The organism is Stenotrophomonas sp. UBA7606 (assembly GCF_002477705.1).
In the GTDB taxonomy this organism is placed as follows: Bacteria; Pseudomonadota; Gammaproteobacteria; order Xanthomonadales; family Xanthomonadaceae; genus Stenotrophomonas.
In genome coordinates this window covers 1-22,085 of record NZ_DLJW01000119.1, presented here as the reverse complement: position 1 = coordinate 22,085, position 22,085 = coordinate 1, and the positions used below count along the sequence as shown (strand labels likewise).

General features: G+C 66.3%; 16 protein-coding genes. 5 read left to right on the top strand and 11 right to left on the bottom strand.

The features are described from left to right. Nucleotides 1–434, bottom strand: a 434-nt coding sequence (locus tag B2527_RS15625; protein WP_293715651.1) for an OB-fold nucleic acid binding domain-containing protein, incomplete at its 3' end; no start/stop codon positions are given. Nucleotides 435–590: 156 nt separating this feature from the next. On the opposite strand from B2527_RS15625, the gene B2527_RS15620 reads away from it, so the two are divergent. Further along, nucleotides 591–1,547, top strand: a complete 957-nt coding sequence (locus B2527_RS15620) for a DUF3011 domain-containing protein (RefSeq protein ID WP_293715648.1) — start codon at nt 591–593, stop codon at nt 1,545–1,547. Between the two features lie 35 nt (nt 1,548–1,582). Here the strand turns inward: B2527_RS15620 and B2527_RS15615 are convergent, their stop codons facing one another. From B2527_RS15615 to bla, 4 genes are all read right to left on the bottom strand, one after another. Continuing rightward, complete coding sequence (locus B2527_RS15615; RefSeq protein WP_293715645.1) at nt 1,583–2,218, bottom strand: hypothetical protein; 636 nt, start codon at nt 2,216–2,218, stop codon at nt 1,583–1,585. A 94-nt stretch (nt 2,219–2,312) separates the two neighbouring features. Further along, nucleotides 2,313–5,078, bottom strand: coding sequence for a serine/threonine-protein kinase (locus tag B2527_RS15610; RefSeq protein WP_293715642.1), 2,766 nt, complete (start codon nt 5,076–5,078; stop codon nt 2,313–2,315). 78 nt (nt 5,079–5,156) lie between these two features. Next, nucleotides 5,157–6,401 (bottom strand): cation:proton antiporter, encoded by a 1,245-nt coding sequence (locus B2527_RS15605; RefSeq protein ID WP_293715640.1) that lies wholly within the window; start codon nt 6,399–6,401, stop codon nt 5,157–5,159. A gap of 67 nt (nt 6,402–6,468) precedes the next feature. Next, nucleotides 6,469–7,365: a class A beta-lactamase gene (bla, locus tag B2527_RS15600; protein ID WP_293715637.1), complete on the bottom strand. Its 897-nt coding sequence runs from the start codon at nt 7,363–7,365 to the stop codon at nt 6,469–6,471. A gap of 166 nt (nt 7,366–7,531) precedes the next feature. Here bla and B2527_RS15595 point away from each other — a divergent pair, with 166 nt between their 5' ends. Then, nucleotides 7,532–8,407: a LysR family transcriptional regulator gene (locus tag B2527_RS15595; protein WP_293715634.1), complete on the top strand. Its 876-nt coding sequence runs from the start codon at nt 7,532–7,534 to the stop codon at nt 8,405–8,407. 216 nt (nt 8,408–8,623) lie between these two features. Here B2527_RS15595 and B2527_RS15590 read toward each other — a convergent pair whose 3' ends face one another. Together B2527_RS15590 and B2527_RS15585 are read right to left on the bottom strand one after the other, a co-directional pair. Next, nucleotides 8,624–10,498, bottom strand: coding sequence for an ABC-F family ATP-binding cassette domain-containing protein (locus tag B2527_RS15590; protein WP_293715631.1), 1,875 nt, complete (start codon nt 10,496–10,498; stop codon nt 8,624–8,626). Nucleotides 10,499–10,627: 129 nt separating this feature from the next. Further along, a complete protein-coding gene (locus tag B2527_RS15585) occupies nt 10,628–10,792 on the bottom strand; it encodes a hypothetical protein (RefSeq protein WP_293715628.1) in 165 nt (54 codons plus the stop codon). Nucleotides 10,793–10,810: 18 nt separating this feature from the next. Between B2527_RS15585 and B2527_RS15580 the strand changes: the two genes are divergently transcribed. Both B2527_RS15580 and ybaL read left to right on the top strand, forming a co-directional pair. Next, the gene (locus B2527_RS15580) at nt 10,811–13,189 is read left to right on the top strand and encodes a TonB-dependent receptor plug domain-containing protein (RefSeq protein WP_293715626.1); all 2,379 of its coding nucleotides are present in this window, start codon (nt 10,811–10,813) and stop codon (nt 13,187–13,189) included. Nucleotides 13,190–13,550: 361 nt separating this feature from the next. Continuing rightward, complete coding sequence (gene ybaL / locus B2527_RS15575) at nt 13,551–15,263, top strand: YbaL family putative K(+) efflux transporter (protein WP_293715623.1); 1,713 nt, start codon at nt 13,551–13,553, stop codon at nt 15,261–15,263. Here ybaL and B2527_RS15570 read toward each other — a convergent pair. Both B2527_RS15570 and B2527_RS15565 read right to left on the bottom strand, forming a co-directional pair. Next, entirely contained in the window at nt 15,239–16,117 is an 879-nt protein-coding gene (locus B2527_RS15570) for an AraC family transcriptional regulator (RefSeq protein ID WP_293715620.1), read from the bottom strand. The genes ybaL and B2527_RS15570 overlap by 25 nt on opposite strands. Nucleotides 16,118–16,160: 43 nt before the next feature. After that, nucleotides 16,161–17,087, bottom strand: coding sequence for a LysR family transcriptional regulator (locus B2527_RS15565; protein WP_293715617.1), 927 nt, complete (start codon nt 17,085–17,087; stop codon nt 16,161–16,163). Nucleotides 17,088–17,207: 120 nt separating this feature from the next. On the opposite strand from B2527_RS15565, the gene B2527_RS15560 reads away from it, so the two are divergent. Next, the gene (locus B2527_RS15560; RefSeq protein ID WP_293715614.1) at nt 17,208–17,858 is read left to right on the top strand and encodes an NAD(P)-dependent oxidoreductase; all 651 of its coding nucleotides are present in this window, start codon (nt 17,208–17,210) and stop codon (nt 17,856–17,858) included. Nucleotides 17,859–18,021: 163 nt separating this feature from the next. Here the strand turns inward: B2527_RS15560 and B2527_RS15555 are convergent, their stop codons facing one another. After that, nucleotides 18,022–19,308 (bottom strand): O-acetylhomoserine aminocarboxypropyltransferase/cysteine synthase family protein, encoded by a 1,287-nt coding sequence (locus B2527_RS15555; RefSeq protein WP_293715611.1) that lies wholly within the window; start codon nt 19,306–19,308, stop codon nt 18,022–18,024. 279 nt (nt 19,309–19,587) lie between these two features. Next, nucleotides 19,588–22,085, bottom strand: a 2,498-nt coding sequence (gene clpB / locus B2527_RS15550; protein WP_293715608.1) for an ATP-dependent chaperone ClpB, incomplete at its 5' end; no start/stop codon positions are given.

The following is a 22,085-nucleotide window of genomic DNA, read 5'->3' as shown; positions in this document are numbered from 1 at the left end:
GCCTGCACCAGCTTGATGCGGGTGCGCTGCATGCGCTGCATTTCCGGGCGGCGCAGGTCCAGGTAGCGGTACTTCAGGCGGGTGTCTTCGCCCGGGTTCTCATGCGCGTGGAACGGCAGCGGCGCAGCCTTGTTGAGGATGCTGATGCGGGTGGCGATCACTTCCACCTTGCCACTGCGGATCTTGTCGTTGACCGCATGGCGGGCACGCACCACGCCTTCCACCTGCAGCACGTCCTCGTAACCCAGGCTGGCGGCAACGGCAAAGACTTCAGCGTTGTCGGGCTCGACGGTGACCTGGACGATGCCTTCGTGGTCGCGCAGATCGATGAAGCAGACGCCGCCGAGGTTACGGGCAACGTCGGTCCAGCCGGCGAGGGTCACGGTTTGGCCGATCAGGGTCTCATCGACCAGGCCGCAGAAATGGGTACGCATGGGAAGCTCCGCAGGGGGGCCCGGCACGAAACGGCGCCGGGTAGCCCCGTATTTTGGCGCTGAGCGGGGGCTGGAGCAAATCCGCGGCCCAGTCACGCCCCCTTAAGTGGGATTCCACCTATAGTTCGCCCACCAAACCTGAACAGGGAAGCCGCCATGTACCGTTCCATCCTGTTTGCCGGCCTGGCAACCCTGCTGCCACTGGCCATGACCATCGCCCCTGCGGCTGCGCAGAGCTATGGCCAGCAAGCCAACACCATCCGCTGTGAAAGCGTGGACCAGCGCCAGCGGGTCTGCCGTACCGACTGGCGCAGCGCGGTACTGGTGCGCCAGTTATCGCGCGGCGACTGCGTGGAAGGACGCAGTTGGGGCAGCAGCAATGGCGCGGTGTGGGTCAGCAACGGCTGCCGCGCCGAGTTCGCCGAAGGCCGTGGCGGCTGGGGGGGCGGGCACGGCCAGGGACAAGGCGGCTGGAACAACACCGGCACCCTCCGCTGTGACAGCAACAACAACCGCCAGCAGGTCTGTCATACGGGCTGGCGCAGTGCGGTGCTGGTGCGCCAGGTCTCGGACACCCGCTGCGTCGAAGGCCGCAACTGGGGCAGCAGCAATGGCAGCGTCTGGGTCAGCGGCGGCTGCCGTGCCGAGTTCGCCCAAGGCCGCGGCAATGGCTGGGGCAACGGCAATGGCCAGGGCGGCTGGAACAACAATGGCACCGTCCGCTGCGACAGCAACAACAACCGTCACCAGGTCTGCAACACCGGCTGGCGCAGCGCCATGCTGTTGCGGCAGATCTCCGACACCCGCTGCATCGAAGGCCGCAACTGGGGCAGCAACAACGGCAGTGTCTGGGTCAGCGGCGGCTGCCGCGCCGAGTTCACCCAAGGCCGAGGCGGCTGGGGCGGCAACAACAACAACAACAACAACTACTTTGTCGATTGCCACAGCAACAGCAATCGCTTGAACACCTGCAACTGGGACCGCCGCCGTGGCCACCCGGTGATCATCCAGCAGGTCTCGGACACGCGCTGCCTGGAAGGCCGCAACTGGGGCTACAACGGCAACAGCATCTGGGTGAACGGCGGTTGCCGCGCGCGTTTTGGCAGCCGCTGAGGCCTCCCCCCCCTGCAACAGCGAAAAGGGCGCCTTCAGGCGCCCTTTTCATTGGTCTGTGCGCCCCACGGCGGCGGCGGCAGGTCCACCGGCTGGGTCAGGTCGAACTCGACCTGGAACAAGCGCCCATCCGGGCGTGACAGTTCATACAGGAAGCGCTGGCCCGGTTCGACTTCCATCGCCCAGGTGTTGCTGAGCGACGCGGTCATCGCCTGCGCCTTGAACATCGCCAGCGACGCCGCATCCACCGGAAACTGCTGGCGCAGCGCACTGCCTGCCGCCACCGTGTCACCGCCGTACAGGGTCACCGCATCGGGCGTGCCATCGGCGTGGCGGTGGTCGTGCTTGAGTCGCAACCCGCTATCGGTACGGGTCAACACCCAGGTCCGCGAATGGTCATCGCCCACGTGGAACGGCACCCGCAGCTCCTCGGCCGGCGCATCGCAGCCACGCACGTGCATGATCAGCGGCTTGCCCTCGAAAGGATCGGGTGTGTTGCTGGCAGGCTGGTTGGCGACGATGCGCCCGGCAAATGCCTGCCCGCAGTGGCGCGCCAGCGCCGCCATGAAGTCGTCGGCCGGCGCCTGGGCCGCCCCGGCGGTCGACGGCGAAAGATGCAGCGCTGCAGCAAGCAGCGCCAATGGAAGTGCTGGAATCGATCTGGGGTTCATGCAGCGACCGTAGCCGCTGCCTCTCTTGCCGGCAAGCCCGCCTGCCCCTGCAACCCGGCCGCCCGTATTCGCCTGCAAAGCCAGAAGGTAGCAACTAGTGGCTGACCGCCACCCGGCAGTTGTTCGCGGCCAGCATCGCCAGCGCGCGCTGCCTGATACCACTGGCGGGCAGCAACTGCCGTTCCAGCGCGGGCCATGCACGGCGCAGCTCGGCCCTGGCCTGATCACACTGCCCGGCCGCCGCCAGTGCATCGGCGTAGGCGACACGTTGCTGCGCAGCCTCCACCGAGTCCTCGCCTACTTCGGTCTCATAGATCCTGACCAGCGCCTGCAAGCTGGACGCCGCTGCGGCAGCCTCACCTGCCTTGCGCTGGCGTTGTGCCAGCACCTCCAGGTGGCGCCGCTGCACGCGGATATCATTGCCCTGCAGATGCAGCTTGATGGCGGCAAGGGCGTTGTCGGCGGCGGCCAGGTCACCGCGCGCCACCTGCAGCTGGGCCCAGATGGCCTCGGCCAGCAGGCGCCGCGGCTGTCCAGGCGCCACCTGCCCTGCCCAGCCCGCACGCGCATGCGCGATCAGCGGCAGGGCCTGCTGCAGCTCGCCCTGCTCGATCAGCAGACGCGCAAGATTGGCCTCCACCACCCACACCTGCGGCGCGTCATTGCCCACCACCTTGCGCCGGATCTGCAGGCTGTGCTCGAACAGGCCGCGTGCAGCCGCCGCATCCCCGCGCCGCTGTTCCAGGCCCGCCAGGTTGTTGAGGGTAATGGCCGCATCCATGGTCTGCGTCTCGCCCAGGCCGGCATACTGGTCCAACGCCCTGCGATAGGCCTCGGCCCCGCCAAGGTAGTTGCCCAGATCCTGCTGCAGTCCGCCGCGCTCATTGTAGATGGCGGCGACATTGCCGTTGATCTCCCCAAACAGGTAGCGCGCCAGTTCCAGCACTTCGTCACTGGTGGCCAGCGCTTGCTGGTAACGGCCCTGTGCCGCCTGCGCACGCATCAGCGCGAACTGCCCGCCCCACCATTCGGAGGTACGCGTCCCCCATGGCCGCCGCAGCTCGGCAGACTGCCCCAGCATCTGCTCGGCCTGCGCGTAGTCGCCCTTTTCGATCAGCATCAGGGCCTTGTTCTGGATGACCGTGGCCACACGCAAGGGCCCGCTGCCCAGGTGCTGATGCTGGGCCAACGCCTGATCGAATGCCTGCGCCGATTCATCGAAGCGCCGTTGCGTACTCAAGGCCAGGCCCAGCGAGTTGTAGGCCTGGGCAAGCCGCAACGGCGCCGGTGCCGGTGATTGCAGGGCCAGCGATTGCCGCGCGAACCGCTCCGACTCCTCGCCCCGCTGCGCATTGGCCAGCAAGGTGGACAACTCGTTGAGTGACACGGCAGTGATATCGCGACTGCCCGCACCTGCCGCCTGCAATACGGGGATGGATGCCCTGTACAACGGCTCGGCGGCATTGCTCCCACCGACGTTCTGGAAGGCCTGCGCCAGTACCGACTGCAACCTGGCCTTGACCAGCGGCGAGGTCCACCGCTGCTGTTCGATACGCTCACTGCTGGCTACCAGCACCTCGCGCGCGGTGACTTCATTGCTACCGCGCATCTGCCCCTTGCGTGGGTTGGCCGCGTCAAAGGCGGACACCAGAAATTCCGTGACCTCCTCCGCCACCTGCGCTTCGCGCTGCGCCTGTGCCCGCGCCTGCTCCAAACGCCACACAAACCACGCCGCCAACAACAGCATGAGCAGCAGCATCCCGGCCCCTTTCCAGTTGCGCTGCAACCAGCGGCCGGTGCGGTACAGGCGCCCACCCTTGCGCGCCTGTACCGGACGACGCTGCTGGTAGCGTTGCAGATCGGTGGCCATCGCCTCCACCGAGGGATAGCGTTGCTCAGGCTCCCGTGCACCGGCACGCACCACGATGGCATCGACGTCCCCACGCAATGCCTTGCGCCAGGCGCAATCGGCACCCGCGCGAATGCTGGGTGCAACCACCGCCTTGCCGGCATCACTGCCATCACGGCGCCCGCTCTTGCCGGCCAGCAGCTCGCCGAGCAAGGCGCCCAGGCTGAACACATCGCTGGCAACACCGCTGGTCTCACCGGCCTGCAGTTCCGGTGCAGCATAGGCCGGGGTGAAGAACCCGCCGCGCGAGGTTTCGCCCCCCGCATCGAGCAGGCGGGACACGCCGAAATCCAGCAGCACCGGCTCGCCATCGGCGCGCACCAGGATGTTGGAGGGTTTGAGGTCGCAATGCAGCACCAGCCGCGCATGCGCAGCCTGCACCGCGCTGCAGACTTTCAGGAACAAACCAATACGCTGACGCAGATCCAGCGCATTGCGTGTGCAATGCACATCCAGCGGACTGCCATCGATGTATTCCATCACCAGGTAGGGATTGCCTGCCGGGGTGGTACCGCCGTCGTACAGGCGCGCGATATTGGGGTGTTGCAGGCTCGCCAGGATGCGCCGCTCCTCGGCCAGGCGCTCACCTGCGCGCACGCCAGGCTTGCCTTGCAGGAACTTGATCGCAACATCCTGGGCATACAGACCATCGGCACGCTCGGCACGGAACACCACGCCCATCCCGCCACTGGCAAGCCGCTGGCACAGGCGCCATGGCCCCACCTGGTCACCTTCGACCAGCTCCGACTCCAACGCCCCACCAAACATGCGCTCCAGCGGTTCCTGCGCGCTGCCAAGCTCACGGGTCTGCGCGCGCAGCAGTTCCAGCGTTTCGGCGATGACTGCCGGGTCGGCGCTAAGCCGCGTCAGCTCGCTGTGCCAGTGCGCAGGGTCGGTATCGCACACGGCATCGAACAGCTCCCGCACCTGTCGCCAGCTTTCCTGATCCACTCATGCCCCCTGCATACGGGCACGCTTGCGGCGCCCTCGATGAGCGATGATAACGGTGCGTTGCGGCGTAAGAGGTTCTTACGTCGCCGGCAATGTTGGCTTGTCCGACGCTGCGCACGCCGCACTCACGTCGCGGCCTTCGTCTCTTACGACCGATGCTTGCTCCACCACGGTTTCCGGCGCCTCGTTCTGCAACGGATCCACATCCATCGGCCGGCGGAACACCAACGATGGCAGCAACGTGGTCAGCGCGGCATACAGCAGCAGCGCACCGAACAGCACGGGCGAAATATCAAAGCGCTCGCGCATGATCGCAGCCAGCACCAGAGTGAAGATCAATGTCGGCGACAACGCCAGGGCCACACGCAGACTGGAACGGAAGCTCTCCCCGAACATCAGCCGCCGCTGCAGCCAGACCACCGCGATACGCAGCGGCAGCACCACCAGGGTGATCACCACGCCCAGGCCCAGCGCCTCGAAGCTCAGCGCTTCGGCCGGCACCTTGGTGCCGGCATTGAAGAAATAGAACGGCACGAAGAAGGACGCAAACAGCCGCAGCGCATGCAGGTTTTCATGCGAGGCCAACGATGGCATGCGCTGCTGCAACAGGCGCGCGACCAGGCCGGCGATGAAGGCACCCACCAGGTAGTACACGCCCAGCGCATAGGTGATGTAGGCGGCCAGCATGCCCACCATCACCAGCAGCGAGAACTCAGAGCCCGGTGCATGCGGTGCCACCCAGCGGCCCAGGCCGATGAACAGCAACGGCAGGCCGACCATCATCGCGAGCAAGGCCATGCTCGACAGCGCCATATGCACCGGATCGCCCGCCTGCAGCACCACGAACAAGGCCGCCAGCGCCAGCAGTTCACCGGCAATGGCCTTGCTGCTGACCCAGAAGCGCTCGGCATCATCCAGCCCCAGCTGCGACAGCGAATCCATGATGAAGCCGGTGGACGGCGTCAGCAGGGCCAGCGCCAGCAGCGCAGCCGCCTGCCACGGCAGGCCAGCGTAATGCCAGGCCAGCCACGCCATCCCGGCCAAGGTGCCGCTGCGGATCAGCAGATGCGCCAGCAACGGCCACATCCCCTTGCGCAGGTCGGCCACATCCACTTCCAGACCGGCGAACAGGAACAAGGAAGAGATGCCCAGCGTGGCCAGCAGGCTGACGACCGGATCATGCGAGCCGTCGCCCAGCCATAGCATCGCGCCGATGCCGAACACCAGGCAGGTCAGCGGCGCCGGCAGATTGAAGCGCTGCAGCGCGCGCGGGATGACCAGCAGCGCGAAGATCAGCAGCAGATAGATCAGTTCCTTGCTCATGACACCTGTTTCCTCTGGACCGGTTGTGCAAAGGCGACACCGGCCAGCCTGCGCCGACGGCTATCGGTCAGCGCAACCGGGCACTGGCAAGTTCCCCCACGCCGCGCAGGATGCCATTGCGGCCGTCATCATCCAGTGCAGAACCCTGCAGATAGCTCACCAGCAGCCACGGCGTCACACCTTGCAGGGGCCACAACACCGCGATGTCATTGGTGGTGTCGCTGCCATTGCTGCCAGTCTTGTCGCCCACCCGCCAGCCCTGTGGCAGACCGGCGCGCAGGCGCGCATCGCCGGTCTGGTTGTCGATCAGCCAATCGGCAAGCTGCTGGCGCGCGGCCGGGCCCAGCACATCGCCGAGCACGAAACGCTGCAGATTGCCGGCCATCGCCGCCGGGCTGGTGGTGTCGCGCGGATCGCCCTCGGCATAGCGGTTGAGTTCGGGCTCGTTGCGCGCGCTCACGGTGATGCGGTCGCCGTGTGCACGCAGGAAGGCGGTGAGCCCGGCCGGCCCGCCGAGCAGCGGCAGCAGCAGGTTGGCTGCGGCATTGTCGCTGACGATCATCGTGGCCCGGCACAGGTCGCGCACGGTCATGTCCTTGCCCACGTGGCGCTCAGTGAACGGCGAATGGTCAAGGATGTCGCTCGCCCGCACCGGCACGCGCTGGTCCAGCGACAACTGGCCGGTCTCGGCGCGCTGCAGGATGGCCGCTGCCAGCGGGAACTTGACGGTGCTGCACATCGGGAAGCGCTCATCCATGCGGTGGCCATGGCGCTCGCCGGTCGCCGGGTTCCACAGGCAGACACCCAGGCGGCCACCGCTGCGCTGCTCCAGCGCGGCAAAGTCGGCATTGCTGACCACACCGCCGGGCCCTGGCGCCTCGGCGTTGCGGGCCAACGCCGCCGGCAACACGGCCGTGGCCAGGGCGGCGGAACCGAGGGCGAGAAACTGGCGGCGGGCAAGCATGGCGACTCTCCAGAAAAATGGTTGCGCCGATCTTGCCGACCACGAAGGGCCCGGACCAACGCAAAGAATCAGCGGGAGCCATTAGTTTTTCTTGCACCTCAGGCCGCACTTTCCGTCGGATAAGGGAAATAATGCCCGCGACCATCAACTTTCATCATGACTGCGCATGATCCGCCCGCAACTGCCGCTCAATGCCCTGCGTGCCTTCGAGGCCGCGGCCCGGCACCTGAACTTCACCCGCGCGGCGCTGGAACTGTGTGTCAGCCAGGCCGCGCTGAGCCACCAGATCCGCGGGCTGGAGGACCGCCTGCAGGTCAGTCTGTTCCATCGGCTGCCGCGGGGTGTTGCCCTCACCGATGAGGGCGCGGCGCTGTATCCGGTGCTGACCGAGAGTTTCGACCGCATGGCGATCGCGCTGGACCGCTTCACCGGCGGCCGCTTCCGCGAGGTGCTGACGGTGGGTGTGGTCGGCACCTTTGCCACCGGCTGGCTGTTGCCGCGCCTGTCCGGTTTCGAGGCCGCCCATCCGGATATCGAGTTGCGCGTGCAGACCCACAACAACCGCATCGACCTGGCCGGCGAGGGACTGGATCTGGCCATCCGTTTCGGTGAGGGCGACTGGCAGGGCCAGGATTGCACCGCCATCGTCGATACCTTGTTCGCACCGCTGTGCGCACCGGCCGTGGCGCGCAAGCTGCGGCAGCCGCGTGATCTTGGCAACGTGCCGTTGCTGCGCTCCTACCGCAATGACGAGTGGCCCCGCTGGCTGCAACTGGCCGGGGTCAGTGGGGTGGAAGCGCGCGGTGCGGTGTTTGATTCCTCGCTGACCCTGGCCAGCGCGGCGGCAGCAGGTGCAGGGGTGGCATTGTTGCCGCTGCGCATGTTCGAGCAGGATCTGGCCGAAGGGCGGCTGCTGCAGCCGTTCGCACCTACCCTGTCGCTGGGACGCTATTGGCTGACGCGGCTGCGTTCGCGGCAGGAGCGCGAACCGCTACGGCGCTTCCGCCTGTGGTTGCTGGCGCAGGAAGGATTGGACCTGTAGTGCCGAGCCATGCTCGGCAAGCGCACCACCTGTAGTGCCGAGCCATGCTCGGCAAGCGCTTCACCTGTAGTGCCGAGCCATGCTCGGCAAGCGCACCACCTGTAGTGCCGAGCCATGCTCGGCAAGGGGCATCACCGGTAATGCCCCAGCCGAGCATGGCTCGGCGCTACAGTGGCATCGCTCATCGCTGCACGGCTTGTGCCGCGCCTGCGACGCTCAGTCCTCCAGCATCTCCATCCACGCTGCCTCGGCCTGCTCCAGCTGCTGCGCAAGCACTTCACGCTCGCTGCCCAGCTTGGCCATCTTGGCCGCGTCGGCGTAGTTGGCCGAATTCGCCAGTTGCGCGTCCACCGCCGCCAGCGATGCGCCGAGCTGCTCGACCTTCTTCTCGGCTGCTTCCAGCTTGTGCGGGTTCACCGGCTTCTTGTTGGAAGCCGGCTTGGCCGGGGCCACCTGCGCCACCGGTGCGGGTGCCGGCTTTTCCTGGCGGTCGCTCTTGTTGCGTGAGCCCTGCGCGCTGGCGCGGGTACGCAGCCACTGCGCGTACTCGTCCAGGTCACCGGCAAACGGCTCAACGACGCCGTCGGCCACGCGCCAGAACGTGTCGCAGACCAGGCCGATCAGGTGGCGATCATGCGACACCATCACGATGGCGCCTTCAAACAAGGCCAGCGCTTCGGCCAGCGCTTCGCGCATTTCCAGGTCAAGGTGGTTGGTCGGTTCGTCGAGCAGCAGCACATTGGGCTGCTGCCAGGCGATCAGCGCCAGCGCCAGACGCGCACGCTCGCCACCGGAGAAACCATCCACGGTCTCGAACGCACGGTCGCCCGGGAAATTCCACTTGCCGAGGAAGTCGCGGAACGACTGGTTGACGCCATCCGGCGAAATCTCGCGGAAGTGATCCATCGGCGTCATGCCGGCATGCAGCGACTCCACCGTGTGCTGGGCGAAGTAACCGATCTGCAGGTCCGGGTGGGCCATGCGGTCACCGCCAAGCAACGGCAGGTCGCCGACGAGTGATTTCACCAGCGTGGTCTTACCCGCACCGTTCGGCCCGAGCAGACCGACGCGCTGGCCGGCCTCCAGGCCGAAGCCGACGTTGTCCAGGATCACCGCGTCCGGGCCGTAACCGGCGGTAACGTCGTTGAGGCGGATCAGCGAGAACGGCAGCTTGGCCGGCGGCGAGAACTCGATGCGGAACTCGCGCTCGGCGCGCACCGCTTCGGTGCCGGCCATCTTGGCCAGGCGCTTCATCCGGCTCTGCGCCTGGGTGGCCTTGCTGGCCTGCGCCTTGAAGCGGTCGATGAAGCTCTGCAGGTGGGCGCGCTCGGCCTGTTCCTTCTCGTGCGCGATCTGCTGCTGGCGCAGGTGCTCGGCACGCTGGCGCTCGAAATCGGTATAGCCGCCCGGGTAGAGCTTGGCGCTGCCACCGTGCAGGTGCAGGGTGTGGGTGGCGACGTTGTCGAGGAACTCGCGGTCATGCGAGATCAGCAGCAAGGTGCCCGGATACTTCAGCAGCCACTGTTCCAGCCAGTAGACCGCGTCCAGATCCAGGTGGTTGGTCGGTTCGTCGAGCAGCAGCAGGTCGCTGGGCATCATCAGCGCGCGCGCCAGGTTCAAACGTGCGCGCCAGCCACCGGAGAACGCCGACACCGGGCGATCGTGCGTCTCGGCCGGGAAGCCCAAGCCGTGCAGCAGCTTGCCGGCACGGGCTTCGGCGTCATACGCGCCCAGCTCGGCCATCTTCTGGTGCGCATTGGCCACTGCTTCCCAGTCCTCGCGCTCAGCCGCTGCGGCTTCTTCAGCCAGCACGGCGGCGACCACATCGTCACCACCGAGCACGAAGTCGATGGCGCGGTCGGGCAGCGCCGGGGTTTCCTGGGCCACATCGGCGATACGGATCTTGCCGGGCAGCGACACGTCGCCCTTGTCGGCTTCCAGCTCACCGCGTACGGCGGCGAACAGGCTGGATTTGCCTGCGCCGTTACGCCCCACCACGCCTACGCGATAGCCGGCATGCAGGGTGAGGTCTACGTTGGACAACAGCAGGCGCTCGCCCCGGCGCAGGGCGAAATTACGAAGGGAAATCATGAATGGGTCCGTTATAACGAAACGGAATGTGCATGTGAGCAGCATTCCTGCGACGTAATTCTAACGTTAACCAATACTTGACTCACCTCCTGTACTCGCATGCTCCATTGCGGCGTTTACCTACAGGACTCAAGCACTCGCATCGCCAAATCGCCCTTGCTGAACTGAAAAAGCTTTCAAAAGCAACAATTTAGCTGAATCGTCCGGTTTGACACGAGGTAAAAATTCCATTAATTCGTTGATGGCGCACCGCAACAGCCGCGAACCCCACGCGCCGCCGATGCCGCCACTCAATACCGGAGCTGCAATCTGATGAACCGCAAGTCCCGTACTCTCGCTGTCGCCATTGCCATCGCCCTTGGCACCCCGGCCCTCCCCGCCCTGGCCCAGTCCAGCACCAACACCCTGGATACCGTGATCGTCACCGGTACCCGCGTGGCCGACCGCACCGTCGCCGAGTCGCAGTCGCCGATCGACATCATCACCCCGGAAGCGCTGCAGTCCACCGGCACCTCCGAGCTGGCCACCGCGCTGTCGCGCGCCCTGCCCTCGCTGAACTTCCCGCGCCCGGCCCTGACCGACGGCACCAGCGGCATCCGCCCGGCGCAGCTGCGCGGCCTGTCCCCGGACCAGGTATTGGTGCTGGTCAACGGCAAGCGCCGCCACACCTCGGCAATGATCAACGTCAACGGCAGCATCGGCCGTGGCTCCTCCGCGGTGGACATCAACGCCATTCCGATCGCCGCCATCGAGCGCGTGGAAGTGCTGCGTGACGGTGCCTCGGCCCAGTACGGCTCCGACGCCATCGCCGGCGTGGTCAATATCGTGCTCAAGGGCAGCGGCGAAGGCGGCAGCCTGGCCGTGGATTACGGCCAGTACTCGGCCGGCGACGGCAACAAGTACCAGCTCTCCGGCGATACCGGCGTCAGCTTTGCCGACGGCCGCGGCAGCCTGCACCTGGCCGGCCAGATCAGCCAGCAGGACGAAAGCAACCGCGCCGGCCCCTACCAAGGCACCACCCCGAACACCGGCAATTTCCCGGACATCGGCGAGAAGACCTTCATCGTCGGCGACCCGCGCGTGGACGCCACCGCGGCATCGGCCAACCTGAACTTCAATTTCAACGACAACGTCACCGGCTATGCCAACGCGCTGCTGAGCAACCGCGACATCACCTCGTTCGCGTTCTACCGCTCGCCCAACCACAGCGGCCAGAGCGCGCTGCTGGCGCAGTTCTACCCCAATGGCTTCGTGCCGCAGATCAACCAGTACTCCAAGGACCGCTCGCTGGTGGCCGGCGTCAAGGGCAGCACCGAGAGCGGCTGGACCTGGGACGTCAGCGTCAACCACGGCGAGAACACCCTGGATTTCCACACCCGCAACAGCCTCAACTACAGCCTGGGCACGGCCAGCCCGACCTCGTTCTACGACGGCACGCTGAAGTACCAGCAGGACATCTTCAACGCCGACATCACCAAGGCGCTGGACTGGGGCCTGGCCTATCCGGTCACCCTGTCTTTCGGCGGTGAATACCGTCGCGAGAAGTGGGAGCAGACCGCAGGCGAACTGAACTCCTACACCGGCAGCGGCGCACAGGGCTTCGGCGGTTTCACCCCGACCAACGAAGTGCACAACGACCGCCACAACTACGCCGTCTATGCCGGCCTGGAAGCCGACCTGACCGAGAAGTTCTCCGCCGGCCTGACCGGTCGCTACGAGGACTACTCGGACTTCGGCGACAAGTTCTCCGGCAAGCTGTCGGCACGCTATGCGTTCACCGACAAGGTCGCGCTGCGCGCCACCGCCTCCACCGGCTTCCGCGCCCCGTCGCTGGCCCAGCAGAGCTACCAGGCGGTGACCAGTTCCATCACCGATGGCGTGTTCTATGAAAAGGGCACCTTCCCGACCACCAGCCTGGCCGCGCAGGCGTTGGGCGCAGCCCCGCTGAAGGCCGAGTCGTCCACGTCCTACAGTGTCGGCCTGGTACTGCAGCCGGTAGACCGTCTGTACGTGACCGTCGATGCCTACCAGATCGACATCGACGACCGCATCGTGCTGTCCTCCAACATCAACACCACCCCGGCCGCCGCGGCGCTGCTGTCGGGCCTGGGCCTGCCGCAGGTCACCCAGTTCGCCTACTTCACCAATGGCCTGGATACCCGCACCCGCGGCGTCGATTTCGTGTCCAGCTACACCGTGCCGTTCAGCGCCAGCAGCCTGGAACTGACCGCCGCCTACAGCTACAACGAAACCGAAGTGAAGAAGTTCAGCGCCTCGCCGGCGGTGTTCTCGGCCTTGGGCATCAGCCAGTCGCTGATCGGCCGCGACGAGATCGGCCGCATCGAGGACAGCTTCCCCAGCGACAAGGGCATCCTCAGCGGCACCTGGCGTTCGGACCGCTGGGAGCTGGGCCTGTCGGCCACCCGCTATGGCAGCTACACCGTGCGCAACTCGGCCAGCGCCAGCCGTGACCAGACCTACGGTGCCAAGTGGATCGTCGATGCCTCGGCCAGCTTCAAGCCGGGCGAGAACTGGAAGCTCACCGTCGGCGCCGACAACCTGTTGAACGAGTACCCGGACCGCGTTGAGAACGCCCTGAACTCCACCTACGGGATGATGCCGTACAGCAACTACTCGCCGTTCGGCTTCAACGGCGCCTATGTCTACGGCCGCATCAGCTACACCTGGTAAGACCGTTTTGACGTCGTGAAAGGAAGATGCCCCGGGGCGACCCGGGGCATTTTCTTTTGCCGGCCCGGTAGAGGCTTACCCCTCCCCAGCCCTCCCCTTCGCTGCGCGAAAGGGAGGGAGCAGTCCGCGCGAACGACAGGGCTCACCGGGCTTTGCCCTTGGCCCCCTCCCTTTCGCGCAGCGAAGGGGAGGGTTGGGGAGGGATGCCCTGGCGTTTGCTGTTGCCCTCACCAGCAAGCACCAAAAACCCACACCCCACCTTCGTTCCATAAAAAAAACCCAGATTTTTCATGCATTTCCCCGCACCAAACCGCGCATCGCCTTTAGAATCGAAGCACCCCACCCCCTGCTGCGAGCCCTGATGCACCATGACACCGCCCTGATCAACATGATTGCCATCGGTCTGGGCCTGGCCTTCGTGCTTGGCGCCCTGGCCAACAAACTGCGGCTGTCGCCGCTGGTGGGCTATCTGATTGCCGGTGTCATCGTGGGGCCGTTCACCCCGGGCTTTGTCGCCGACCAGGCGCTGGCCAACCAGCTGGCCGAGATCGGGGTGATGCTGCTGATGTTCGGCGTCGGCCTGCACTTCTCGTTGAAGGACCTGATGGCGGTCAAGGCCATCGCCATCCCCGGTGCCATCGGCCAGATTCTGGTCGCCACCCTGCTCGGCTGGGGCGTGGCCACGCTGATGGGCTGGCCGGCGCTGCACGGGGTGATCTTCGGCTTCTCGCTGGCCACCGCGTCCACCGTGGTGCTGTTGCGGGCCATGGAGGAACGCCGCCTGCTGGAAACCACGCGCGGCAAGATCGCGGTGGGCTGGCTGATCGTCGAAGACCTGGCCTGTGTGCTGGCCTTGGTGATGATGCCGGTGATTGCCGAGGTGTTCGGCCCCGAGGCCAGCGGCAAGGCACTTTCGATTGGCGGCCTGCTGGCCTCGATCGGCTGGACCTTCGTTCAGTTGGGCCTGTTCGTGGCGGTGATGCTGGTAGTTGGCCGGCGGGTGATCCCGTGGGTGCTGGAGCGCGTTGCCGGCACCGGCTCGCGCGAGCTGTTCACCCTGTGCGTGCTGGCCATCGCGCTGGGCGTGGCGTTTGGTGCGGCGGCGCTGTTCGGCGTCTCGTTCGCGCTGGGTGCGTTCTTCGCCGGCATGATGCTCAACGAGTCCGAGCTCAGCCACAAGGCAGCGCACGATTCGCTGCCGCTGCGCGATGCGTTCGCGGTGCTGTTCTTCGTCTCGGTCGGCATGTTGTTCAACCCGATGATCATCGTCGAGCACCCGTGGCAGGTGCTGGCGACGGTGGTGATCATCATGTTCGGCAAGTCGGCCGCCGCCTTCTTCATCGTGCGCGCCTTCGGCCACTCCAAGAGCACCGCGCTGACCATCTCCGCCTCGCTGGCGCAGATCGGCGAGTTCGCCTTCATCATCGCCGGGCTGGGCGTGGCGCTGAAGATCCTGCCGCCCACCGGGCAATCGCTGGTGCTGGCTGGTGCGCTGGTCTCGATCATGCTCAACCCGGTGGTGTTCGGCCTGCTCGACCGCTGGCAGGCACGCCACAAGGAAACGGCGCCGGTGCCGGAAGTGCCGGACATCCCGCCGGGTCCGTCGCTGGACCTGCACGACCACGCCATCGTGGTCGGCTATGGCCGGGTCGGCAGCGAGCTGGCGCAGGTGCTGCGCGACCGCGGCGTGCCGGTGCTGGTGATCGACGACAACCGCGAGCATGTGGAACGCGCGCACGCCGCCGGCATCCCCGGCATCCGCGGCAGTGCCGCCTCGGACAAGGTGCTGGCCGAGGCGCACCCCGAGCGCGCCACCATCGCCGTGCTGGCCATCCCGCAACCGCTGGAATCCGGCGAGGTGCTGGCCAAGCTGCGCGCCATCAATCCCCACCTGACCCTGCTGGCGCGTGCCCACAGCGATGCCGAGGTCAAGCATCTGCTGGAGCACGGCGCCGACGGCACGGTGATGGCCGAGCGCGAGCTGGCCTACTCGCTGGCGGAAATGATCATGTCCACCCCGCCCTACCGCAGCCTGCGCCGCAACGTGCCTCAGCCGGCGGCCAGCGGCACGTAGATGTCGGCGCGCAGGATGGCCTCGGGAACGTCCTCGGGGTCGTCCAGGAAGTGATAGTGCAGCGGCGCATCGCGCAAGGCATGGCCGCTGCCCGGCAACCAGTCACGCAGCAACCGGTCGGTGGCGTCCTCAAGCAGGGAGTAGCTGCCAACATGATGCAGGCGCGCCATGCGCCCGCCCCCCAGCTGCAGGCGCTGCAGTGATTCCGGCAAGGCCGGCAGCTCCGCATCCAGCGCCAGCGCGCAGTCGAACAGCAGCTCGTCGGCAGGCAGCTCGCGGTGGTCACCCAGCGGCAGGCCGATCAGCTGCTGCAGCTGTTCGATCAGGCCCTGCTCGGCCGCCCAGCCGAACAGTTCGCCGAACACACCATCCAGATCGTCGAAGGCACCCTGGGCACGCAACGCGACCACCTCGAACGGCTCCAGGGTGATCACTTCCACACTCAGCGGCGCGGGAGTTTCAGCCACCGGCAGCGGCCGCGACAGCTGGGCGATGCAGGCGGCCAGTCGCTGCGGATCGCCGCGCAGCTCACTGGCACTGGCATCCACGCTCTCGCGCAGCACCCGGGCCAAGGCCTGCGGGGTGTCGTAACCGGCCAGCAAGGCGATCTCGGTGACACTGGCCGCGCTATGCGCCAGACGCTGCAGCGCCTTGACCACCCGCAGCCGCTGCACCGTGCGGCCTATCGTTTCGCCGGTGAGCGCGCGGTAAACGCGGTGGAAGTGGAACGGCGAGTAATGGGCGATGGCCGCCAGCGCCTCCAGGTCGGGCAAGGGGCCGCCGGTATCGACGGCCTGCTGCAGGCAGGCGATGACCCGATCCAGGCGTGGCAGCTGCGCGGCATTGGCTTTCATTGCATCGTCTCCGTGGAAGTGGTGGCTATTGCAGCGCGCCTGCTCAGCGCTGGCGTTTCCGATCTTGCGCAGGCGCCGGCCCGGCAGCAGGCATCCGCGCCAGATAGTCCTGCAGCAAGGCGATGGCCTGGCGCACCTTGGCCGGTTGGGTCTGGCGATGTGGCGTCACCGCCCAGGCCGGCAACGCTGGCACTTCCCAATCCGGCAACAGGCGCTGCAGGTGGCCGTCAGCCAACAGCGGCGCCGCATCCAGGCTGGTCAGCACCGCCACGCCCAAACCGGCCTGGCATAGCTGCAGGACCGCCGGCTGGTTCTGGCTGGCGATGCGCGGATGCGCCGGCACCAGCCGTTCCTCGCCGCTGTCGCGGTGTTGCCAGACCAAGCCGGGCACCTGCGGCACACCCAGCCAGTCGGCGGCGGGTACCTGCAGGGGATCGGTGGGCATGCCGTGGACCTGCAGCCACTGCGGCGATGCGCAGGGCCAGCGCTGCAGGCTGCCCAGGCGCTGCGCCATCCAATCGCTGTCCGGCAGCTGGCCGAAGCGCAGGGCCAAGTCGATGCGCGCCTGCAACAGGTCGGTCCAGCCGTCGTCGAAAAACAGGTGCAGGCGCAGCTGCGGGTTGCCCTGCAGCCACGCCCCCAGCGCCGGCCCGATATGCGCGGCCATGCCCAGCGGCGCCGACAACCGCAGTTCGCCGCTCGGGGCCTGGCGGGCGGCCGACAGTTCTGCCGCCGCCTCCCCGGCCGCATCCAGCAGGCGCGCGCAGGCCGCGTAGTAACGGCTGCCCACATCGGTGAGGGCCAGCCGTCGGGTGGAGCGGTGCAACAGCGCCACCCCGGCCTCCTGCTCCAGCGCGCGCAGTTGCTGGCTCACCGCCGAGGTACTCATGCCCAGGGCCCGCGCCGCCGCACTCATCGAGCCGTGCTGCACCACCTGGGCAAACAGGGCCATCCGCTTGAAGCTGTCCATGGGTCACCTCCTTGCGGGCCATTGTGAAGCACAGCTTCAAGATCTTTGTGATTTTTTGCGACTGCCGCGGCGGCGCGCGGAGGCGGAAACTGGCGCCATTCCCACTCGCAAGGATTTCCCATGAAAGTCGCATTGATCGGTGCCACCGGCTTCGTCGGCAAGGCCCTGCTGGACGAACTGCTGGCGCGCGGCCATGACGTCACCGCCCTGGCCCGCCACCCGGAAAAGCTCAGCGCCCGTCCGGGCCTGAAGGTACTGGCCGCCGATGTACAGGATCCGGCACAGGTACAAGCCGCGGTCACCGGCAGTGATGCCGTGGTCAGTGCCTTCAATGCGGGTTGGGCCAACCCGGACATCTACCGTGATTTCATCCAGGGCTCGCGCGCCATCGTTTCCGGCACCAAGGCCGCCGGGGTTCGCCGCTATATCGTGGTCGGTGGTGCTGGCAGCCTGTATACGCCGCAGGGCACGCAACTGGTGGATGCACCGGACTTCCCCGCCGCGATCTATGAAGGTGCCCGCGCCGCCCGTGACGTGTTGAGCGAACTGCGCAATGAAACCAGCCTGGCCTGGACCCTGCTGAGCCCGCCGGTGGCCTTCCATCCGGGCAGCGCGACCGAGCGCACCGGCAACTACCAGGTGGGCAGCGACACCCCGCTGAGCACCGGTGATGGCCCAGGCACGATCAGTGCGGCCGATCTGGCAGTGGCGGTGGTGGATGAACTGGAAACGCCGAAGCATGTGGGCAAGCGGTTTACGGTTGCCTGGTAAAAGCCGAGAGCTGAAAGCTGCCCTCACCCCAACCCCTCTCCCGTAAACGGGAGAGGGGCTCGGATCGCGCCAGCTGCCAGTGCACTAGCCCCTCTCCCGTTTACGGGAGAGGGGTTGGGGTGAGGGCAGCTGTTGCTCTGCTTGTGCAGGCCTTGTTCGCCTATCAGGCGTTCGCCAACGCCTGGTCCAGATCCGCCAGCAGGTCGTCGATATGCTCGATACCTACCGACAGGCGCACTGTGTCCAGCGTTACCCCGGCCTTTTCCAGCTCGGCCTCATCCAGCTGTCGATGGGTGGTGGACGCCGGATGCGTGGCCAGCGACTTGGCATCGCCCAGGTTCACCAGCCGGGTGAACAGCTGCAAGGCATCCAGGAAGCGCGCGCCCGCCTCGCGCCCACCCGGCAAACCGAAGGTCAGCACGCCCGAACCGTGGCCACGCAGGTACTTCTGCACCAGCCCGTGTTCCGGATGGTCCGGCAATGCCGCGTAGTTCACCCAGGCGACCTTTGCATGCTTCTGCAGGTAGTTGGCCACCGCCAGCGTATTGCTGTTGATGCGATCCATGCGCAGCGCCAGCGTCTCGATACCCTGCAGGATCTGGAAGGCGTTGAACGGTGAGATCGCCGCGCCCATGTTGCGCAGCGGCACCACGCGGGCACGGCCAATGAAGGCCGCCGGCCCCAATGCCTCGGTATAGACCACGCCGTGGTAACTCACGTCCGGCGTATTGAGGCGCGGGAAGCGCGCCTTGTGCTCGGCCCACGGGAAGCGGCCGGAATCGACGATGGCGCCGCCCAGACTGGTGCCGTGGCCGCCGAGATACTTGGTCAAGGAATGGACCACGATATCCGCACCGAAATCAAAGGAGCGCTGCAGATACGGTGTGGCCACGGTGTTGTCGACGATCACCGGCACGCCATGCGCGTGGGCGATTTTGGCGATGGCCTCGATATCGGTGATGTTGCCGCGCGGGTTGCCGATGGACTCGACGAACACCGCCTTGGTGCGCTCATCGATCAAGGCGGCAAAGGCCTGCGGATCACGGTAATCGGCAAAGCGGGTCTGGATGCCGAACTGCGGCAGTGTGTGCGCGAACAGGTTGTAGGTGCCGCCATACAGCGCGCTGGAAGCCAGGATGTTGTCGCCGGCCTCGGCAATGGTCTGGATGGCGTAGGTGATCGCCGCCTGGCCCGAGGCCAGCGCCAACGCACCGATGCCGCCTTCCAGCGCAGCGATGCGCTTTTCCAGCACATCGGTGGTCGGGTTCATGATGCGGGTATAGATATTGCCCTGCACCTTGAGGTCGAACAGGTCGGCACCGTGCTGGGTGTCGTCGAAGGCGTAGGCAACGGTCTGGTAGATCGGCACCGCCACCGCGCGGGTGGTCGGGTCGGGGGAATAGCCGCCGTGCACGGCGATGGTTTCAGGCTTCCACTGCGGATCGGTCATCGGAGTGCTCGGTGAGGAGTGACCGCTGACGATAGCCGAGGATGGCTGGCAACCGGTGGACGGTTGCAGGGGTTACTTGTGAGGGGGCGTTATTTGCTGATGCCTTTTTGAAGCGTACATCTTCAGCTGGAAGCTTGCCCTCACCCCAACCCCTCTCCCGCGCGCGGGAGAGGGGCTAACGCACTACGAGCCGCCGCAAACCTTGCCCCTCTCCCGCGCGCGGGAGAGGGGTTGGGGTGAGGGCAGCTTTTAAAGCTTTTGCAGCTTTGGCTCTGACTCTCAGCCCTTGCCAAACTGCAGCTGCCCACCACCACCGGCTTCCACCTTGATGGTGTCACCGCTGGCGAACTCGCCGGCCAGGATCTTCTGCGCCAACGGGTTTTCCAGCTGGGCCTGGATGGCACGCTTCAACGGACGTGCGCCATAGATCGGGTCGAAGCCGACATTGCCCAGCACATCGAAGGCCGAATCCGCCACTTCCAGGCGCAGGCCACGCTCGCCCAGCCGCTTCTCCAGGCCACGCATCTGGATGCGGGCGATCTGCTTGATCTGCTCCTTGTCCAGCGGGTGGAACACGACGATGTCGTCCAGGCGGTTGATGAACTCCGGACGGAAGTGCGCCTGCACCACGCCCATCACCGCCGCCTTCATCTGCGTATAGGCTTCCGGGCTGTCGTCACCGCTCATATCCTGGATCTGGTGCGAGCCCAGGTTCGAGGTCATCACGATGACGGTGTTGCGGAAGTCCACGGTGCGGCCCTGGCCGTCGGTCAGACGACCGTCATCCAGTACCTGCAGCAGGATGTTGAACACATCCGGATGCGCCTTCTCCACTTCGTCCAGCAGGATCACGCTGTAGGGGCGACGACGCACCGCCTCGGTCAAATAGCCACCTTCTTCGTAGCCCACATAACCCGGGGGCGCACCGATCAGGCGCGACACGCTGTGCTTCTCCATGAACTCACTCATGTCGATGCGCACCATCGCGTCGGGCGAGTCGAACAGGAAGTCGGCCAGCGCCTTGGTCAGCTCGGTCTTGCCGACGCCGGTCGGGCCCAGGAACAGGAACGAGCCACTCGGACGATTCGGGTCCGACAGACCGGCGCGCGAACGCCGCACCGCGTCGGAAACCACGCGGATCGCTTCTTCCTGGCCAACCACGCGGTTGTGCAGCATGTCTTCCATGCGCAGCAGCTTGTCGCGCTCGCCTTCCAGCATCTTGCTGACCGGGATGCCGGTCCAGCGCGAGACGACCTCGGCGATTTCCTCGTCGGTCACCTTGTCCTGCACCAGCTTGAAGTCCTTGCGCTCCATCTCCTGCGCGGCCTGCAGCTGCTTCTCCAGGTTCGGCAGCAGGCCGTACTGGATCTCGCTCATCTTGGCGAAGTCCTGGCGGCGCTGTGCGGCCTCCAGATCCAGCTTGGCCTTCTCGACCTGCTCCTTGATCTTCGTTGCGCCCTGCAGTGCGGCCTTCTCCGACTTCCAGATTTCGTTGAGGTCTGAGAACTCGCGTTCCAGCGTGTCGATGTCGGCATCCAGGTCGGCCAGGCGCTTGCGCGAGGCATCGTCCTTTTCCTTCTTCAGCATTTCGCGCTGGATCTTGAGCTGGATCAGGCGACGCTCCAGGCGATCAAGCTCTTCCGGCTTGGAGTCGATCTCCATGCGGATGCGCGAGGCCGCCTCGTCCATCAGGTCGATGGCCTTGTCCGGCAGCTGGCGGTCGGTGATGTAGCGGTTTGACAGCGTCGCCGCCGCAACCACGGCCGGGTCGGTGATCTCCACGCCGTGGTGCACCGCGTAGCGTTCCTTCAGGCCACGCAGGATGGCGATGGTGTCCTCCACCGTCGGCTCACCGACAAACACCTTCTGGAAGCGGCGCTCCAGCGCGGCATCCTTCTCGATGTACTGGCGGTATTCGTCCAGCGTGGTGGCGCCGATGCAATGCAACTCGCCACGCGCAAGCGCGGGCTTGAGCATGTTGCCCGCATCCATCGCACCATCGCCCTTGCCAGCGCCGACCATGGTGTGCAGCTCGTCGATGAACAGGATGATCTGGCCTTCGTTCTTGGACAGGTCATTGAGTACGGCCTTCAAGCGCTCCTCGAACTCGCCGCGGAACTTGGCACCGGCAATCAGCGCGCCCATATCCAGCGACAGCACGCGCTTGCCGCGCAGGCCCTCGGGCACTTCGTCGTTGATGATGCGCTGGGCCAGGCCTTCGACAATTGCGGTCTTGCCCACGCCGGGTTCACCGATCAGCACCGGGTTGTTCTTGGTACGGCGCTGCAGCACCTGGATGGTGCGGCGGATTTCCTCGTCGCGGCCAATCACCGGGTCGAGCTTGCCGCTCTCGGCACGCGCGGTCAGGTCGATGGTGTACTTCTCCAGCGCCTGGCGCTGCTCTTCGGCGTTTTCGCTCTGCACGGTTTCCCCGCCGCGCAGCTTGTCGATGGCGGCCTCCACTTTTTTCTTGTCGGCACCGGCAGCGCGCAGGGCCATGCCGGCCGGGCCACCGTCGTCCACCGCCGCCAGCAGGAACCACTCGCTGGCGATGAACTGGTCGTTGTGCTGCTGGGCCAGCTTGTCGGTGCTGTTGAGCAGGCGGTTGAGATCATTGCCCATCGACAGGCTGCCGGCCTGGCCGGATACCTTGGGCAGTGCATCCAGCGCTTCCGTCAGCCGCTCGCGCAACACCGGCACGTTGACACCGGCCTGGGCCAGCAAGGGCCGGCTGCTGCCACCGGGCTGATCGAGCAGCGCGCTGAGCACGTGCACCG

Excerpts from the sequence above, each read along its gene's own strand:
- B2527_RS15620 (WP_293715648.1), top strand. The coding sequence starts at position 591 with ATGTACCGTTCCATCCTGTTTGCCGGCCTGGCAACCCTGCTGCCACTG.
- B2527_RS15615 (WP_293715645.1), bottom strand. The coding sequence starts at position 2,218 with ATGAACCCCAGATCGATTCCAGCACTTCCATTGGCGCTGCTTGCTGCA.
- B2527_RS15605 (WP_293715640.1), bottom strand. The coding sequence starts at position 6,401 with ATGAGCAAGGAACTGATCTATCTGCTGCTGATCTTCGCGCTGCTGGTC.
- bla (WP_293715637.1), bottom strand. The coding sequence starts at position 7,365 with ATGCTTGCCCGCCGCCAGTTTCTCGCCCTCGGTTCCGCCGCCCTGGCC.
- B2527_RS15595 (WP_293715634.1), top strand. The coding sequence starts at position 7,532 with ATGATCCGCCCGCAACTGCCGCTCAATGCCCTGCGTGCCTTCGAGGCC.
- B2527_RS15590 (WP_293715631.1), bottom strand. The coding sequence starts at position 10,498 with ATGATTTCCCTTCGTAATTTCGCCCTGCGCCGGGGCGAGCGCCTGCTG.
- B2527_RS15580 (WP_293715626.1), top strand. The coding sequence starts at position 10,811 with ATGAACCGCAAGTCCCGTACTCTCGCTGTCGCCATTGCCATCGCCCTT.
- ybaL (WP_293715623.1), top strand. The coding sequence starts at position 13,551 with ATGCACCATGACACCGCCCTGATCAACATGATTGCCATCGGTCTGGGC.
- B2527_RS15570 (WP_293715620.1), bottom strand. The coding sequence starts at position 16,117 with ATGAAAGCCAATGCCGCGCAGCTGCCACGCCTGGATCGGGTCATCGCC.
- B2527_RS15565 (WP_293715617.1), bottom strand. The coding sequence starts at position 17,087 with ATGGACAGCTTCAAGCGGATGGCCCTGTTTGCCCAGGTGGTGCAGCAC.
- B2527_RS15560 (WP_293715614.1), top strand. The coding sequence starts at position 17,208 with ATGAAAGTCGCATTGATCGGTGCCACCGGCTTCGTCGGCAAGGCCCTG.
- B2527_RS15555 (WP_293715611.1), bottom strand. The coding sequence starts at position 19,308 with ATGACCGATCCGCAGTGGAAGCCTGAAACCATCGCCGTGCACGGCGGC.